Source organism: Prosthecobacter fluviatilis (assembly GCF_055388355.1).
The window spans coordinates 2,183,132-2,198,425 of record NZ_AP043782.1; the positions used below are offsets into that span (position 1 = coordinate 2,183,132).

At 60.9% G+C, this 15,294-nt stretch carries 15 protein-coding genes; 12 read left to right on the forward strand and 3 right to left on the reverse strand.

Features of this window, described 5'->3' with window-relative positions:
• Positions 1–85 precede the first annotated feature (85 nt).
• The 10 genes from ACZ5WW_RS08450 (at position 86) to ACZ5WW_RS08495 (ending at position 9,633) form a co-directional block, all read left to right on the forward strand.
• Positions 86–1,261, forward strand: coding sequence for a cysteine desulfurase family protein (locus ACZ5WW_RS08450; protein ID WP_377165219.1), 1,176 nt, complete (start codon positions 86–88; stop codon positions 1,259–1,261).
• Between the two features lie 17 nt (positions 1,262–1,278).
• The gene (locus ACZ5WW_RS08455; RefSeq protein ID WP_377165216.1) at positions 1,279–1,737 is read left to right on the forward strand and encodes a hypothetical protein; all 459 of its coding nucleotides are present in this window, start codon (positions 1,279–1,281) and stop codon (positions 1,735–1,737) included.
• A gap of 55 nt (positions 1,738–1,792) precedes the next feature.
• Positions 1,793–2,251 (forward strand): acyl-CoA thioesterase, encoded by a 459-nt coding sequence (locus ACZ5WW_RS08460; RefSeq protein ID WP_377165213.1) that lies wholly within the window; start codon positions 1,793–1,795, stop codon positions 2,249–2,251.
• A 61-nt stretch (positions 2,252–2,312) separates the two neighbouring features.
• Complete coding sequence (locus ACZ5WW_RS08465; RefSeq protein WP_464694234.1) at positions 2,313–2,912, forward strand: hypothetical protein; 600 nt, start codon at positions 2,313–2,315, stop codon at positions 2,910–2,912.
• A 1-nt stretch (position 2,913) separates the two neighbouring features.
• Positions 2,914–3,606, forward strand: coding sequence for an HAD family hydrolase (locus ACZ5WW_RS08470; RefSeq protein WP_377165209.1), 693 nt, complete (start codon positions 2,914–2,916; stop codon positions 3,604–3,606).
• Between the two features lie 6 nt (positions 3,607–3,612).
• Entirely contained in the window at positions 3,613–4,539 is a 927-nt protein-coding gene (locus tag ACZ5WW_RS08475) for a cation diffusion facilitator family transporter (protein ID WP_377165207.1), read from the forward strand.
• Complete coding sequence (locus ACZ5WW_RS08480) at positions 4,536–5,306, forward strand: biotin--[acetyl-CoA-carboxylase] ligase (protein ID WP_377165205.1); 771 nt, start codon at positions 4,536–4,538, stop codon at positions 5,304–5,306. Before ACZ5WW_RS08475 ends, ACZ5WW_RS08480 begins: the two co-directional genes overlap by 4 nt.
• A 44-nt stretch (positions 5,307–5,350) precedes the next feature.
• The gene (gene argS / locus ACZ5WW_RS08485) at positions 5,351–7,102 is read left to right on the forward strand and encodes an arginine--tRNA ligase (protein ID WP_377165203.1); all 1,752 of its coding nucleotides are present in this window, start codon (positions 5,351–5,353) and stop codon (positions 7,100–7,102) included.
• A gap of 61 nt (positions 7,103–7,163) precedes the next feature.
• On the forward strand, positions 7,164–8,402 hold the full coding sequence (locus tag ACZ5WW_RS08490; protein WP_377165201.1) for a hypothetical protein: 1,239 nt from the start codon (positions 7,164–7,166) through the stop codon (positions 8,400–8,402).
• A gap of 43 nt (positions 8,403–8,445) precedes the next feature.
• A complete protein-coding gene (locus ACZ5WW_RS08495; protein WP_377165199.1) occupies positions 8,446–9,633 on the forward strand; it encodes a DegT/DnrJ/EryC1/StrS family aminotransferase in 1,188 nt (395 codons plus the stop codon).
• A gap of 96 nt (positions 9,634–9,729) precedes the next feature.
• On the opposite strand, the gene ACZ5WW_RS08500 is transcribed toward ACZ5WW_RS08495, so the two are convergent.
• The 3 genes from ACZ5WW_RS08500 to ACZ5WW_RS08510 form a co-directional block, all read right to left on the reverse strand.
• Complete coding sequence (locus tag ACZ5WW_RS08500) at positions 9,730–10,659, reverse strand: tetratricopeptide repeat protein (protein WP_377165197.1); 930 nt, start codon at positions 10,657–10,659, stop codon at positions 9,730–9,732.
• 126 nt (positions 10,660–10,785) lie between these two features.
• The gene (gene cysK / locus ACZ5WW_RS08505) at positions 10,786–11,766 is read right to left on the reverse strand and encodes a cysteine synthase A (protein WP_377165195.1); all 981 of its coding nucleotides are present in this window, start codon (positions 11,764–11,766) and stop codon (positions 10,786–10,788) included.
• 60 nt (positions 11,767–11,826) lie between these two features.
• The gene (locus ACZ5WW_RS08510; RefSeq protein WP_377165193.1) at positions 11,827–12,993 is read right to left on the reverse strand and encodes a pyridoxal phosphate-dependent aminotransferase; all 1,167 of its coding nucleotides are present in this window, start codon (positions 12,991–12,993) and stop codon (positions 11,827–11,829) included.
• Between the two features lie 138 nt (positions 12,994–13,131).
• On the opposite strand from ACZ5WW_RS08510, the gene ACZ5WW_RS08515 reads away from it, so the two are divergent.
• Complete coding sequence (locus ACZ5WW_RS08515; protein ID WP_377165191.1) at positions 13,132–14,373, forward strand: RsmB/NOP family class I SAM-dependent RNA methyltransferase; 1,242 nt, start codon at positions 13,132–13,134, stop codon at positions 14,371–14,373.
• Between the two features lie 74 nt (positions 14,374–14,447).
• The gene (locus tag ACZ5WW_RS08520; protein WP_377165189.1) at positions 14,448–15,290 is read left to right on the forward strand and encodes a sugar phosphate isomerase/epimerase family protein; all 843 of its coding nucleotides are present in this window, start codon (positions 14,448–14,450) and stop codon (positions 15,288–15,290) included.
• Positions 15,291–15,294: the final 4 nt, after the last annotated feature.

The window sequence follows — 15,294 nt, forward strand, 5'->3', positions numbered from 1 at the left end:
GGGGAGGGAGGTTAGCGGGAGGAAGCGGCTTGTCGAGTGCAGGAAGGGGGATTGACAGCGGGAATCGCAGTCCGACCTTCCGGCTGTGATCTACCTCGACGCCAACGCCACCACGCCGGTCGATCCAGCAGTGCTGGAGGCGATGCTGCCGTTTCTGCGCGAGCACTACGCCAACCCTTCCGCGAGCTACGCCGGCGGGCGCAGGGTGCGACGGGCGCTCGAGGGAGCTCGCGCCCAGGTGGCAGCGCTGCTGGGCGCCAGCACGGGCGAGATCATCTTTACCAGCGGGGCCACAGAGTCCATCAACACCGTGCACGCCTCTGTGCGCGCACTGTGGCCTGAAAAGCCTGAAATCGTGATCTCAGGCACGGAGCATGCAGCCGTGCTCGAGTCCACCCGGCGCTGGCAGGCAGACGGGGGAAAAGTCGTAACCGTGCCCGTGCACCCGGATGGCAGGGTAGATCTAGATGCGCTGCGCACGCTCTTGCGGCCAGGGATCACGGCGCTGGTCTCCATCATGTGGGCGAACAATGAAACCGGTGTCGTCGCCCCGATGAATGAGATTGTTTCGCTGGCGCATGCCGCCGGCGCCCTGGTGCATACGGATGCGGTGCAGGCGGCGGGCAAAATCCATCTCGATGTGCAGACGACGCCGGTCGATTTCCTGAGCCTGAGCGGGCACAAGATGCATGCCCCCAAAGGAATCGGCGCCCTGTATGCCAGCCAGCGCGTACGCTTTGAACCGCTGCTGATGGGCGGGGGCCAGGAAAATGAGCGCCGGGGCGGCACCGAAAACGTGCCAGGCATCGTCGCGCTCGGAATGGCGGCCGAGCTGGCACGCCTGCACCTGGAGGATGGCACCAAAGGCCGGCTGAAGACTCTGCGAGACCGTTTTGAGCACCTGATCCATGCAGCGCTGCCTGAAACACGCATCCACGGCTGCCTGACGCACCGGCTGCACACTACCAGCTCGCTCTGCCTGCCCGGGCTGGATGCGGCCGGGATGCTCATTCTGCTGGATCAGGCGGGCATCGCCTGCTCTGCCGGCTCCGCGTGCCACACCGGAGCGCTGCATGCCTCGCATGTGCTTGAGGCCATGGGGGTGAGCGCCCGCGATGCAGCCTGCACGCTGCGCGTTTCCTTCAGCCGATTTAACACCAAGGCCGATGCTGAAGAAGCCGCGCATGTGGTGATCGAGTCCGCGCATAAAATGCGGGAGGCCCAGGGGTGCGAGCCTGCTGTCATCTCCCACACAACCTAACCCGAAGAGACATGGTCATGAAATCACGCTCCCTGCTGCTATGGCTGCTGCCAGTGGTGCTCCTCTCAGGCTGCACTGCGGGCGGGCTGAGCCGCGCCTTCTCCGGACAATCCCTCACACTGAGCTATGATGACTTCGGTCCTGAACGCATGGCGGCTCCGTTTCTGGGGCCACGTGGCGCCCGCACCGTCATCATCGCGCATTATGGATTTAAGGACTTAACCCCTTCGGGGCCGGAGGACGTGCGCTATGTGAATGTGCTGCAGAGCCTGAACTTTTTGCGGCAGGAGGTGGGCAAGCTGCCGCCTACAGCTGCCAATGAGCCCCTGCGCCAGCGCCTCCGCGCCACCTATGCCCGGCTCTACCCGCTGCAGAAAAGGCGCTACAACAATGCGCTCAGCGGCTCCTTTATCCAGCCCTTTGGCGGCATGGACCGCAGACTCATGCTCCCTGCCCTGCCGCCGCCGGAGATTTGAGGCCCGTGGATGAGTGTTTGAGAATCGTGCGTTCAGCGGTTAAGCATGCCGCCTCATGGCCCACCGTTTCACCTGCATCGAGCGCGTCCAGTTCTCCGACACCGACATGGCCGGCATCGTCCATTTCTCGAATTTCTTCCGCTACATGGAGAGGGTGGAGCATGCCTTCTTCCGCAGCCTGGGCTTCTCCATTGTGGACAAACCGGCGGAAGGTGAGGAGCGCGTCGGCTGGCCGCGCGTACACGCCTCCTGCGACTACATGTCTCCGCTGCGTGTGGAGGAGGAGTTTGAATGTGAGCTGCTGGTGGAGGAAGTGCGCAGCAAGGTCATCCGTCATTTCATCCGTTTCTGGAAGCTGGACGGCACCCTGGCCGCCGAAGGCCGCATCACCGCCGCCTGTGTGCGCAAGGACAAAGCCACCGGCCAGATGAAGGCCGTGGTGATCCCGCAGCGCTTCCGCGACAAGATCGAGGCAGCCCCGCCGGAGCTGCTGCAGAGGCGGGACAAAAAGTGAACAAAGCCGTTGTGACAGGCGTTTTCTCAAGGCAAGTCATTGCTTTCCCCACCCCACCTCCGTGAACTCCCAACCCCAAACCAAAATCATGCAGACCTGGCTCATTTACGCTCTCCTCACCGTGCTCTCCTGGGGCGTTTACGGAGTCATTCTTCACGCGGCGCGCTCCAAAATGCCGATGGGGGCTGAGACGCCGAATGCCAGCCTGAAGGCCTTCCTCTTTGTCTGCATCGCGTATGCGATCATTGGCGTCGTGACGGCAGTCGTGCTGAAGGCCCGTGGCACCAACTGGAGCTTTACGGGAGAGACCGGCAATGGCATCCCCCTCAGTCTGGTGGCCGGCATGGCAGGGGCGCTGGGTGCGCTGACCCTGGTCCTCGCCCTGGGTGCTGCAGCCACTCCGATCATCAAAGGTGGTGGCGGCTTCGGTGTCGCTGCTGCTGCTGCAGTCATGCCTATTGTCTTTGCCGGCGCACCGGTGATCAACACCATCACCGCGATGCTCATGCATCCACCGGAAGGCGGCTTCAAGTCACTGCCGGTCCCCTTCATCCTTGGCTGCCTGATGGCTGCCAGCGGAGCCTTCCTGGTGGCCAAGTACGCCCCGTCCAACACCGGTGGCGCCGCCCACAAGCCCGCCGCAGCCTCCAAGCCTCATTGAGATGGCAAGACTGCTACTTTTCGACATCGACGGCACTTTGATCGACAGCAACGGTGCTGGTGGTGCGGCTATTCTGGACGCTGCCGAGGAGCACTTCGGCATTCAGCGTGAGCAGCTGCCGCCGCTGCAGCTGGCCGGTGCCACCGATCCTGCGATTGCGATGGATGTGTTTGGCCACATGAACCGCAGCCACACGCCCGAGGAGGTGACTGCGTTTCTCGACCGCTACCTGTCACATCTCCAGCGCCGCCTGCAGGCGGAGGATTTCAGCGGCCACACCCTGCCGGGAGTGAATGATCTGCTGCTGGCCCTGCGCGGTGAAAGCGAGGCCCATCTGGGCCTGCTCACCGGCAATGTGAAACGCGGCGCGGTCATCAAGCTCTCCCGCCATGGGATCTACGATCACTTCATCGAAGGCGGTTTTGGAAGCGACCACCATGACCGCAACCAGCTGGGCCCGGTGGCGCTGCAACGCATGCAGGAGGCCACCGGTACGACCTATGACATCAGCGATGTCATCGTGATTGGAGACACCCCGAAGGACATCCGCTGCGCCGAAGCCTTTGGTGCCAAGTGCCTCGCGGTGGCGACCGGCCAGTATTCTCATGCCGAGCTCAGTGCCCTGAATCCCTGGCGCTGCGTCGAATCGTTTGCCGATGTGCCAGCAACTGTCGAGCTGCTGCTCCGAGACTGACCTTTCATGAGCACAACCTCAGACGCCACGCGTGCCATGCGGCTTTCGCTCGCCGTGGGGTTCCTGATGCTTGTGCTCAAAATGGGGGCCTATGTGCTGACCGGCTCGGCGGCGATCCTCGGAGATGCGGCGGAGTCGGTCGTCCACGTGGCCGCCGTGATGTTTGCGACGTTCAGCCTGGGCCTGCTGCACAAGCCTGCGGACACAGACCATCCCTACGGCCACAGCAAGATCGCGTTTTTTTCCGCCGGTATCGAAGGGGGGCTCATTATCCTGGCAGCCCTTTTCATCATTTATGAGTCAGTGCGGCGCCTGCTGCTGCATCTGCCTCCTGCAAACCTGGATCAGGGGCTGACTCTCACCGCGCTGACGATTGTGATCAATGCCGCACTCGGCGCGTATCTCATCCGAACAGGAAAAAAGCAGGGCTCGCTGATCCTTGAATCCAACGGCAAGCATGTGCTGACGGACGTCTGGACAAGCCTGGGGGCCATCATCGGCCTGGGGCTCGTGGCGCTGACAGGGTGGCACAGCTGGGACTCGATCTGCGGGCTCCTCATGGCAGCCAACATCATCTGGACCGGGTATGGCCTCATGCGCCAGAGCATCGGCGGGCTCATGGATACGGCCGATCCAGAACTCAATGCCGCACTGGATGCGGCACTGCGCCGCGAGACGGAGAAACACGGCCTCCATTTTCATGCGTTACGCCACCGGGATGCCGGTGAAATGCACTATGTGGAGGTTCATCTGCTGTTTGACGATGACATCATGCTGCGAGACGCACACCGAATCGCAACCGAGATCGAAAACGCCGTGCAGGCCAGTGTGGCAAATCCGGTGCTGATCACCACTCACCTCGAATGCCAGGGAGACCATGATGAGCTGCACCAGCACGGAGAGGCAAGTGACCCACATCGGATACGCGCATGATCCCGCTCGATGGCAGCATGCTGCAGGACGAAACGGTGCCATGGGACATCACCGTGCTGCAAGAAGTGGGCTCCACGAGTGACTGGCTCAAACAGAATGCCGAGACCCTGCCTGCGGGCACCGTGGTCTTCGCGGAGTCTCAAACAGCAGGCCGTGGCCGCCGGGAGAACCGCTGGATCGCCCCACGTGGCAAAGACCTGATGTTTTCCCTGCTCATGAAGCCTGCGGCAGGCATGGAGAAATGGCCACGCATCACCACGCTGGCGGCGCTGGCCATCTGCAAGGCCATCGAGGCCGAGCTGCCGCTGCAGCCGCTCATCAAATGGCCGAATGACATCTATCTGAAAGACCGCAAGATCAGCGGTTTGCTGGCGGAGACCGTCTCCACCCGTGAGGGGATGAAAATCGTGCTGGGCATAGGCTTGAATGTTAACACGCTGGATTTCCCAAGTGAGATCTGCGCCACCTCACTGCTGCAGCAACTGCAGCCGGCTGCGCTCCGCGAGATAGACCGCAACTCTCTTGCAAGCCGTCTTTTGGCCTGCCTTCATGCTGAGTTTCAGGAAATTGAAGACGGTTTCAGCGCTGCCGTCTCTGAAGTGAGAAAGCGCAGCTGGCTGATCGGCCGCCAGATCCGGGCCCGGGCACCCCATGGTGAGGTTTTTGGCCGCGTGCTGGATTTGAACGAGGAGGGGCACCTCATTCTTGAATTTCCAGATGGAAGCTCCCACACGCTGACAAGCGCCGACGAGGTCAGGCGGATCTAATTCCGCGTTCGACTTTTGCCATTCGGCATTCAAAATGCGCGCCCATGTTTCGCGCCCTCCTCACGTCCCGTCTCCAGGCAGCTTTCTCGGCCGCCGGCATTGATCTGCCTGAAGGTTTCACCCCAGGTGTCGTCATCGCATCCGACACACGTTTTGGCGACTACCAAAGCAATGCGGCGATGATTCTGGCCAAGCAGCTCAAGACAAACCCACGTGCGCTGGCAGAACAGATCAAGGCGGCGCTGCAGGTGGAGGACCTGTGTGAGAAAGTGACGGTGGACGGCCCCGGCTTCCTGAACCTGACGCTCAGCGCCGCCGCACTGGCGGAGAGGCTCTCCGTGATCGTGAAAGATGACCATGTGGGCGTGCCGCCGGTGGCGCAGGCAAAGACCATCGTGGTGGATTTTTCCGCACCAAACATCGCCAAACCGATGCATGTGGGCCACATCCGCAGCACCTTCATTGGCGACTCGCTGGCCCGTGTGGCGCGCTTTATCGGCCACAAGGTCATCACCGACAACCACGTCGGCGACTGGGGCACGCAGTTCGGCATGATCATACACGGCTGGAAGACGCAGCTCGATCAGGAGAAGCTCAAGGCGGACCCGATCCATGAACTCGTCAGCGTTTACAAAGCCGTCAACGCCGCCGCGAAAGCGGATGAAGCCGTGCTCGAAATCTGCAAAGGCGAACTCGTGAAGCTCCAGCAGGGCGACGCCGAAAACCTCGGCATCTGGAAGGAATGCGTGCGTCTCACGCTCGAACAGCTCGAAAAAGTCTACGGCGCGCTCGACATCAAGTTCGACTATTACCTCGGTGAGAGCTTCTACAATGACGCCCTGGCTCCGCTGGTGGCCGACATGCTGAACCAGGGCATCGCCACCATCAGCGATGGCGCTACGGTGGTCTTCAGCGACGGCAGCGTGAAGCCGGAAAACGATCCATTCCTGATCCGTGAGAAAGACGAGTGGAAGGCCGCGCCCTGCATCATCCGCAAGGGCGACGGCGGCTTTCTCTACGCCACCACCGATCTCGCCACCATCGACTACCGCGTGAAGGAATGGAAGGCGGACGAAATCTGGTACGTCGTCGGCGCCCCGCAGCAGTTGCACTTCCGCCAGGTGTTCGCCGCCGCGCAGCGCCGTGGTGTGACCACCAAGATGATCCACATCGCCTTTGGCAGCATCCTGGGACCAGACGGCAAGATGTTCAAGACACGCAGCGGCGAGACCGTGGGCCTGCTGGAGGTGATTGATGAAGCCATCGAGCGCGCCCGCGCTGCTGCTGATGAAAAGGAGCAGGGGCTGAGCGATGCTGAGAAAGACGAGATTGCCCGCATCATCGGCGGTGGCTCCGTCAAATACGCCGAGCTCAGCCAGAACCGTCTCACCGATTACAAGTTTAGCTGGGACAAAATGCTGTCCCTGCAAGGCAACACCGCCCCCTACCTCATCAACGCCTACGTGCGCACGCGCAGCATCTTCCGCAAGCTGGATGGAGCTGTCACGCTGACAGACGATCTCGCCATCACGGAGCCTGCTGAGCGTGCCCTCGCGATGAAGCTGGCGCAGTTTGCAGAGAACTCCCACGACATCCTCGACGACCACCGCCCGAACCTGCTGGCCAACTATCTCTACGAGCTGGCATCTGCCTACCATGCCTTCTTTGAAGCCTGCAATGTGCTGCGCTCCGAAGGCACCGTGCGCAACACCCGCCTGACGCTCTGCGAAGCCACCGGCCGTGTGCTCAAGACCGGTCTCGGACTGCTGGGCATCCAGACGACGGAGCGGATGTAGAGCTGTACCGTGAGAGTGAAAATTTGGAAGAAGCGGTCTTTAGCGGGAGTTTCCGCAAGCCATGCGCCTCTTCGTTTTTTTCCTTTGCCTCAGCCTGGCCGTCACAGCCCCTGCTGTTGAAGACCTTGCTTTTGAAGGCGCTGCCGGTTTCGGAGCCTGCGCCAAGGGGGGCAAAGGCGGCAGAGTCATCGAAGTCAGCCGGCTGGACGACGATTTGAAAAACCCAGCCGAGGGTTCCTTCCGCTGGGCGGTGATGCAGAAGGGACCACGGATGGTGAAGTTTCGTGTGGCGGGCACGATCATGCTGCAAGATGCCGTGGAGATCCGGGAGCCGTTCATCACCATTGATGGCGGCGATGCACCAGGGATGGGCGTGTGCCTGCGTGGCGGATCGCTGGAGTTCAAAGACACGCACGACATCATCGTGAGAAACATCCGCGTGCGACTGGGGGATGAAACGACGAAGCGCAAAAACCGTGAACGAAACCTCAAGCGGCCGGAGCACTCCAATGCGCTGGACTGCATAGGCCTGACACGCTGCCGGGATGCGATCATCGACCACGTCTCCACCTCCTGGAGCTGCGATGAACTTTTCAGCGTGGTGCACTGCCAGAATGTGACGGTGCAGTGGTGCCTGCTGGCCGAGCCGCTGAGCAATCCCGAGCTGCATCCCTATGGCGACAACCACGCCTTCTGCTTCAACTCCAGCGCGGACACCCTGAGCGTACACCATTGCCTCTTTGCGCGCTACGTAATGCGGGGGCCGCAGTTTGAGGCCAACGACATGCGCAAAGGCGATGACTACGCGGTGCAGATGGAAGCGGTAAACAATGTGATGTTTGACTACCAGAAGTCGGGCTCCCGCTACACCACGGGCATCGAAGACCACAAGAACGAGGCAACGCCAAAGGGTTATGCCTTCCAGTTCATCGGCAATGTGTATCTTGGCGATCCAAAGCGGCCCGCCATCGAGGCGGTGATGAAGCATGGGGTGCATGCAGGTGTGCATGCCTTTGTGGATGATCGAAAGCAGGTGGGTCTCAGCGACACCAAGGGGCGTGAAAACCTCATGGAGGACGCCCTGAAGCAGCTGCAGGAGACACCCGTCTTCACCTCCCCTGCCCCAATCCCGAAGCAGAGCGCAGACGAGGTGCTAAGCCGTGTGCTGGAGAGCGCCGGATGCTCGCACGCCCGAGATGCGGCGGACCAGCGTGTGATCATCAGCGTGAGGGAGAGAAGATTTCAGCCGGTGGTACGCTCTCAAAATGACGTGGGCGGCTGGCCAAAGCTCGACGAATAAGGAATCGCTGGCACATTCGGCATTCGTCATTCATTGATTCGCCATGCCCGTCCCACTTCTCGACGTCAACGCCCAGAACCTGCCCCTAGAATCCGAACTCCAGGCCGCCTTCACGCAGGTGCTGCATCATGGCAGATTCATCATGGGGCCTGAGATGGAGACGTTTGAAAAGGAGGTCGCTGAGATGGTGGGGGTGAAGCATGCGCTGTCCGTCTCCTCCGGCACGGATGCGCTGCTGCTGGCGCTCATGGCGCTGGACATCAAGGCCGGTGACGAGGTGTTGTGCCCGGCCTTTACCTTTTTTGCCACGGCGGGAGCGGTATCGCGCCTCGGTGCCGTGCCGGTTTTCACCGACGTGTGCCCCATCTGTTTCAACCTGGATGTGAACGACGCACGGAAAAAGATCACCGAAAAGACCCGGGCCATCATTCCAGTGCATCTCTTTGGCCAGTGTGCCGACATGATTCCCATCCTGGCCCTGGCCAAGGAACATGGACTGAAGGTCATCGAAGACGCGGCGCAGTCCATCGGTGCCAAATATCGTGGGACCAGCAGCGGCACGATGGGAGACTTTGGCACCTACAGCTTCTTCCCCAGCAAGAATCTCGGCGGCTTTGGCGACGGTGGCATGCTGGTGACGAATGACGACGCACTGGCCGAGTACGCCCGTGTGCTGCGCGTGCACGGCGGCAAGCCGAAGTACTACCACCACTACGTGGGTGGAAATTTCCGCATGGACACGCTGCAATGCGCCCTGCTGAGCGTGAAGCTGAAACGATATGCGCAATACACGGCCGACCGCCAGCGCAATGCAGCGCACTACATCGAGGCGCTTTCAAAACTGCCCGGCGTGGTGCAGGCGGATCCTACGCACTGCAAGTGTGTGAGCACGCAAGACACCTGGCTGAGCGCACAGCATGCCAAGATCGTGCTGCCCGTGAGCTACGCGCACAACGAGCACATCTGGAACCAGTTCACCATCCGCGTACTTGGCGGACAACGCGACTCCCTGCGCGACCACCTCGTGGCCAAAAAGATCGGCTGTGACATCTACTATCCCGTCACGCTGGATCAGCAGAAGTGCTTTGCCGATCTTCCTGCCGCATCGCTCTCAGGCTGCGAAGTCTCCCACCGGGTGGCGGGAGAGGTGCTAAGCATCCCGATTTACGGCGAGCTCACAGAGACGCAGCGCGAAGAAGTGATCGCTGCCATCGGAGAGTGGCTGGCCTGAAACTGAAAAAAGAAACGACGGACATCACTGTCCGTCGTTGCTGGAGGGTTGGGATGAAAAATAAGCCAGGCAGCGGGCCATTCAAGAGCCCGTGCGCTACTGTTTTGGAGCTTCCGGGGCTGCAGGCGTCGGCGCGGGTGCTGGAGCAGCAGCAGCAGCAGACGGAGGAGTCGGTGCGGGTGTCGCAGGTGCGGGTGTCGCAGGTGCGGGGACCGCAGGTTCCGTCTTGGGCGCTGGTGCAGGTGTGGTCGGGGCAGATGGGATGGCAGGCGCTGCTGGAGGCGCGATGGTGGCACCAATGCCACCGCTGCTTGGCGCTGTCAGCTTGAGCCCCGGAATTCCAGGTGCCGCAGAGGGCTTCGCCTCCACTTTTGGCGCTGGTGGAGGATCGACTTCCTTGGTTGGAAGCGATGCTGCAATCCAGCCCAGGCGAGTCTGGCTGATGGCCTGGTATTCAGCCATATCAGGGAACTTCACGGAAAGTTCTTCGTAAGCCTTCTTGGCCTCGTCCGCCTTGCCCTGAGCCCAGAGCAGGTCACCGAGACGCACCTGGGCCATGGGGGCCGCCTCAGTGGAACCGAATTCACTGACGATGCGCTCAAACACCGCCTGAGCCTCTTTGCTTTCGCCCATGGCGTCCAGCTTGGAACCAAGACCGAGGAGAGCAAAAACCGCGAGGGGGTGACCGGCATCCTTGGTGGTGAACTCCTTGAGCGCCTCCACAGCGGAAGACTTTTTGTTTTGCTCCCAAAGGAGATCGGCCTTGAGCAGGAGCGCATTAGCGGCGGCATTGGTGCCGGCGTAGCGTGACATGACGAGATCACAGTCTTCCACTGTCTTAGCCCCAGTGAAGGCCTCGGCGGCCTCCTTGGCTTTCATTTTGTTCTGCTGATGGATCAGGCCAAAGGCACCAAGCCCCACCAGCACGAGGATGAAAAGCCAGATGATCTTGCGGATGTTGTCCTCCAAGAACTTTTCCATGCCGGTGGCCGGGAGCACTTGAGAGGTAGAATCGAGTTGGGACATAACAGGGTGGTTGGAAAATCGGGAGGTGGGCTCAAAAATAACGAATGACGAAGGATGGCCCCGCTGATCTCACAATGGGAGGCACGTGACCGTTCGTCATTCGCTGCTCTTTGTTCATCAGGGAGCTCAGGCCCCTACTTTGGCGCGGGCTTCATCTGCAAGCGCGGTGGAGAGATAACGCTCGCCAGTGGAGCAGGCGACAGTCACGATGAGCTTGCCTGCATTTTCCGGACGCTTGGCGATTTCGATGGCAGCGCAGACATTGGCACCGGTGCTGATGCCAACCAGGATGCCTTCTTCCTTGGCCAGACGTCGGGCCATGGCAAAGGCGTCGTCATTGCTGACCTTGACACACTCAGTGATCTGCGCGTTGCCAGCGCTGTCTTTGAGGTGCAGGTTTGCGGGGACGAAGCCGGCGCCTGTTCCCTGAATTTTATGCGGACCCGGCTGCACGGGCTGGCCGGCAAGGGTCTGATTGATGACCGGGGAGGCGTCTGGCTCAACCGCGATGGCCTGGAAGGTGGGCTTGCGAGGCTTGATGACCTCCGTCACACCCGTGATGGTGCCACCCGTGCCGACTGCGGCCACAAGGATGTCGATCTTGCCGTCCGTGTCCGCCCAAAGCTCTTCGGCGGTGGTTTTCGAGTGGATGGCCGGATTGGCAGGATTTTCAAACTGCTGCGGCATCCAGGCATTTGGCGTGCTGGCCACGATTTCGGTGGCCTTGGCGATGGCGCCTTTCATCCCCTGAGCACCAGGAGTGAGCACGAGCTCTGCACCGAGCAGCGCCAGGAGCGTGCGGCGCTCCAGGGACATCGTTTCAGGCATGGTGAGGATCAGCTTGTAGCCCTTCGCAGCGGCCACAAAGGCGAGCGCGATGCCGGTGTTGCCACTGGTGGGCTCCACAATGACGGTGTCAGGGGTGAGAATGCCGCGCTTCTCAGCATCCTCAATCATGGCCATGCCGATACGATCCTTCACGCTGCCGAGAGGATTGAAGAACTCACACTTCAAAGCGATCGTGGCGTTCAGTCCTGCGGTGACTTTGTTGAGCTTCACCAGCGGTGTTTTACCAACGGTTTCGACGATGTTGTTGTAGATGCCCATGATGTTTGGAGGTTAGCTGTGGAGGGACGGAGCAGGCCTTTTGTGTGACCGCTGAGAGAGTTAGTGCTGGTTGCAGAATTCTTCGAAGCGGTCCATGCCGGCGTTGATCACGTCCAGGCCGGTAGCGTAGCTGAAGCGCACGGTATGCTCGGCACCAAAGGCGACGCCGGGAACGATGGCGACCTTCTGCTTGCTGAGAAGCTTTTCGCAGAAGTTGACGCTCTTGATCTGCGTGGGTTCGATGTCCACCAGGAAGTAGAAGGCACCCATTGGCTCGACCACGCGCACGTTCTTGATGTTGTTCAGGCGGCCCAGCATGTATTGGCGGCGCACGTCGAACTCATCGCGCATGTCGCTGACGATCTGCTGATCCATCTGCAGGGCGGCCAGGGCTCCATACTGGGCGAAGCTGGTCGGATTGCTGGTGGTGTGGCTCTGGATGGTGTCGATGGCGTCGGCGATCTTCTTGGGAGCAGCCGTGTAGCCGAGGCGCCAGCCGGTCATGGCGTAGGCCTTGGAGAAACCGTTGATGGTGATGGTGTGGTCGTAGATCTCCTTGCTCAGGGAGGCGATGCTGACGTGCTCGTTGCCGCCATAGACCAGCTTTTCGTAGATTTCGTCAGAGAGGATGATGATGCCTTCACCCACAGCGATCTCGGCCAGAGCAGTGAGCTCCTCACGGGAGTAGATGGAGCCGGTCGGGTTGCCGGGGGTGTTGAGGATGATCATCTTCGTCATCGGAGACATGGCGTCTTCGAACTCTTCCGGAGTCAGCTTCCAGCCGTTTTCGCGCTTGGTCTCGACGATCACCGGGATGCCGCCGACGATGCGCACCATTTCAGGATAGCTGGTCCAGTAGGGAGCGGGAATGATGACTTCATCGCCAGGATTGACGCATGCGAGAATGGCGTTGTAGCAGGAGTGCTTGGCACCGCAGTTGACGCTGATCTGGGAAGGCTCGTACTGGACGTTGTTGTCCACCATCAGCTTGGCGGCGATGGATTCGCGCAGCTCGAGGATGCCGGCGCTTTCGGTGTAGCGGGTTTTGCCGGAGTTCAGGGCTTCGACGGCGGCAGCGATGATGGGGGCTGGGGTGTTAAAGTCCGGCTCACCGGCACCAAAGCTGAGCACGTCCACACCCTGCTTCTTCAATGCCTTCGCCTGGGCGGTGATGGAAAGGGTCATTGAAGGAGCGACTTCGGCGATGTTCTTGGCAATAAAATCCATGGTCTAGGGTGGTTGGGCGTGTGAAAATGGCGGGGGGTTGTCTATAAAGGCGGGGGCGGGAAGTTTGTCAATCATTCCTCCCACTGGGGGCAAAGGGCGGCTTGTGTCCTGCGCCACACCGCCTTAGTCGTGCCGCTTATGAGCCTACGCCCCCCATCAGCCTCCTCCCGTCCACCAGCCGTCCCCATCCGAGGCATGGCGCTCGATGTGCTGGGCGAATGGGCCAAAGGCGAGCGCTTCGCCGCTGATCTCTTGGATTACATCCAGCGCGAAAACGGACTCAGCCAGCCCGACGCCGCCTTTTTGCGGGATATCGTGCTCACCACCCTGCGCAATCTCTCCCTGCTGGACCACTGGATCGACGTGATCACGGAGGGCAAGCACCTCGACCACCGCAGTCGCTGGGGCCTGCGCATCGGGCTGTGTCAGGTGTTGATTCTCAAGGTTTCAGAGTATGCAGCCGTGAATGAGACCGTGGCAGCCACCGGCCGTGCTCGCAGCCTCATCAATGCCGTGCTGCGCCGTGCCTGCCGCGAATCGGAGGAACTGCTGGCCATGGTGCCCGCACTGCCGCTAGAGACGCGCACCTCCCACCCAAAATGGCTCATCGAGCACTGGCTGGGCCTGTTCGGGGAAGCCAAAACCACCGCCCTCTGCGAGTGGAACCAAGTCCCCGCCCCCATGTGTGCCCGGGTGAACCACCTGCACCCGGAGAATGCCTCTGCCAGCGACGACTTCATCGTCTGCGAGCAACTGCCGCGCGAGGATTTGGGCGCAGGAAAAGTTTACATGCAGGACCCCAGCACCGCCCTGGCCCCGCGTCTGCTCGCTCCGCAGCCCGGCCAGCGCGTGCTGGACGCCTGCGCCGCTCCAGGCGGCAAGACCGCCCTCCTGGCACAGCTCATGGAAAACAAGGGCGAGATCATCGCCTGCGACGTCTCACCGGGTCGCCTGCGGCGGCTGGAGGGAAACCTGTACCGCCTGCACGTCGCCAATGCCCAGATCGAGCAGCATGACTGGGCGGAGCCACAGCCTCCCCCCTTCGCCGCAGCAGGCTTTGACCGCATCCTGCTCGATGTCCCCTGCTCCAACACCGGCGTCATGCGCCGCCGCGTGGATGTGCGCTGGCGTTTAACGCCCGAGGACATCACCGCCCAGGTGGAAACTCAGACGCTGCTGCTCAAAAATTGCCTGCGCGTCCTCAAGCCCGGCGGCATCCTCGTTTACAGCACCTGCAGCATTGAACCTGCGGAAAACGAGCAGCTCGTCGCCAGCGTCCTCGAAACCACGCCCGGCTACGAACTCGTCACCACACGCCACAGCTTTCCGCCCGAGGATCAGATGGACGGGGCCTTTGCGGCGGCGATCCGGCGGGTTTGAAGGCAGGAGCCCTGCGTGATTTCACCGGGATTTCATTTGGATACCTGCCGAGCGCCTGCGAACATTCTCGACCCATGAAACTCACATCACTCCTTCTCGCACTTACGTTCGCGGCACCCCTCTTTGCCGCTGATGCGCCGAATGCCGCCGGCCTGCAGCTCTACAGCCTGCGCAGCCAGTTCAAGCTGCGTGGTGTGCCGTGGACGCTGGACCGTGTGAAGGAGTTTGGCATCAAGGAAGTGGAGCTGGCGGGCACCTATGACCTGACTGTAGAGCAGTTCAAATCAGAGCTGGAACAGCGCGGCCTCAAGGCTGTGAGCAGCCACTTTCCGTATGCGCGTTACAAAAACGATCTCGACAATGTGGTGAAGGAAGCGAAGACGCTGGGGCTCAAATATGCGGGCTGTGCGTGGATCGACCACAAGGACAAGTTTGATGAAGCGGAGTGCCGGGAGGCCATCGCCGTCTTCAACAAAGCAGGTGAGGCACTGGCAAAAGAGGGCATCACGATGTTTTACCACGCCCACGGCTTTGAATTCGAGCCCTACGGAGACGGCACACTGCTGGATCTCTTCCTGCGCGAAACGAAACCCGAGTTTGTCTCCATGCAGATGGACATCCTGTGGATCATTTTCCCCGGCCAGGATCCGGTGAAGCTGCTGGAAAAATACAGCAGCCGCTGGAAGCTCATGCACCTCAAGGATCTGAAAAAGGGCGTGGCCACCGGCTTCCTCACCGGCAAGACGGACGTGGAAAATGATGTCACCCTCGGCACCGGCCAGATGGACTGGGGCTCCATCTTTGCCGCCGCCCGCAAGAACGGCGTGCAGCACTACTTCATCGAGGATGAGTCCTCCACTTCGCTGGAGCAGATTCCCGGCAGTCTGAAATTCCTGCGCGCCAACGGCTTCGAGTGATCCC

Excerpts from the sequence above, each read along its gene's own strand:
- ACZ5WW_RS08455 (WP_377165216.1), top strand. The coding sequence starts at position 1,279 with ATGAAATCACGCTCCCTGCTGCTATGGCTGCTGCCAGTGGTGCTCCTC.
- ACZ5WW_RS08490 (WP_377165201.1), top strand. The coding sequence starts at position 7,164 with ATGCGCCTCTTCGTTTTTTTCCTTTGCCTCAGCCTGGCCGTCACAGCC.
- ACZ5WW_RS08520 (WP_377165189.1), top strand. The coding sequence starts at position 14,448 with ATGAAACTCACATCACTCCTTCTCGCACTTACGTTCGCGGCACCCCTC.
- ACZ5WW_RS08475 (WP_377165207.1), top strand. The coding sequence starts at position 3,613 with ATGAGCACAACCTCAGACGCCACGCGTGCCATGCGGCTTTCGCTCGCC.
- ACZ5WW_RS08510 (WP_377165193.1), bottom strand. The coding sequence starts at position 12,993 with ATGGATTTTATTGCCAAGAACATCGCCGAAGTCGCTCCTTCAATGACC.
- ACZ5WW_RS08515 (WP_377165191.1), top strand. The coding sequence starts at position 13,132 with ATGAGCCTACGCCCCCCATCAGCCTCCTCCCGTCCACCAGCCGTCCCC.
- ACZ5WW_RS08470 (WP_377165209.1), top strand. The coding sequence starts at position 2,914 with ATGGCAAGACTGCTACTTTTCGACATCGACGGCACTTTGATCGACAGC.
- cysK (WP_377165195.1), bottom strand. The coding sequence starts at position 11,766 with ATGGGCATCTACAACAACATCGTCGAAACCGTTGGTAAAACACCGCTG.
- argS (WP_377165203.1), top strand. The coding sequence starts at position 5,351 with ATGTTTCGCGCCCTCCTCACGTCCCGTCTCCAGGCAGCTTTCTCGGCC.
- ACZ5WW_RS08500 (WP_377165197.1), bottom strand. The coding sequence starts at position 10,659 with ATGTCCCAACTCGATTCTACCTCTCAAGTGCTCCCGGCCACCGGCATG.
- ACZ5WW_RS08495 (WP_377165199.1), top strand. The coding sequence starts at position 8,446 with ATGCCCGTCCCACTTCTCGACGTCAACGCCCAGAACCTGCCCCTAGAA.
- ACZ5WW_RS08460 (WP_377165213.1), top strand. The coding sequence starts at position 1,793 with ATGGCCCACCGTTTCACCTGCATCGAGCGCGTCCAGTTCTCCGACACC.
- ACZ5WW_RS08480 (WP_377165205.1), top strand. The coding sequence starts at position 4,536 with ATGATCCCGCTCGATGGCAGCATGCTGCAGGACGAAACGGTGCCATGG.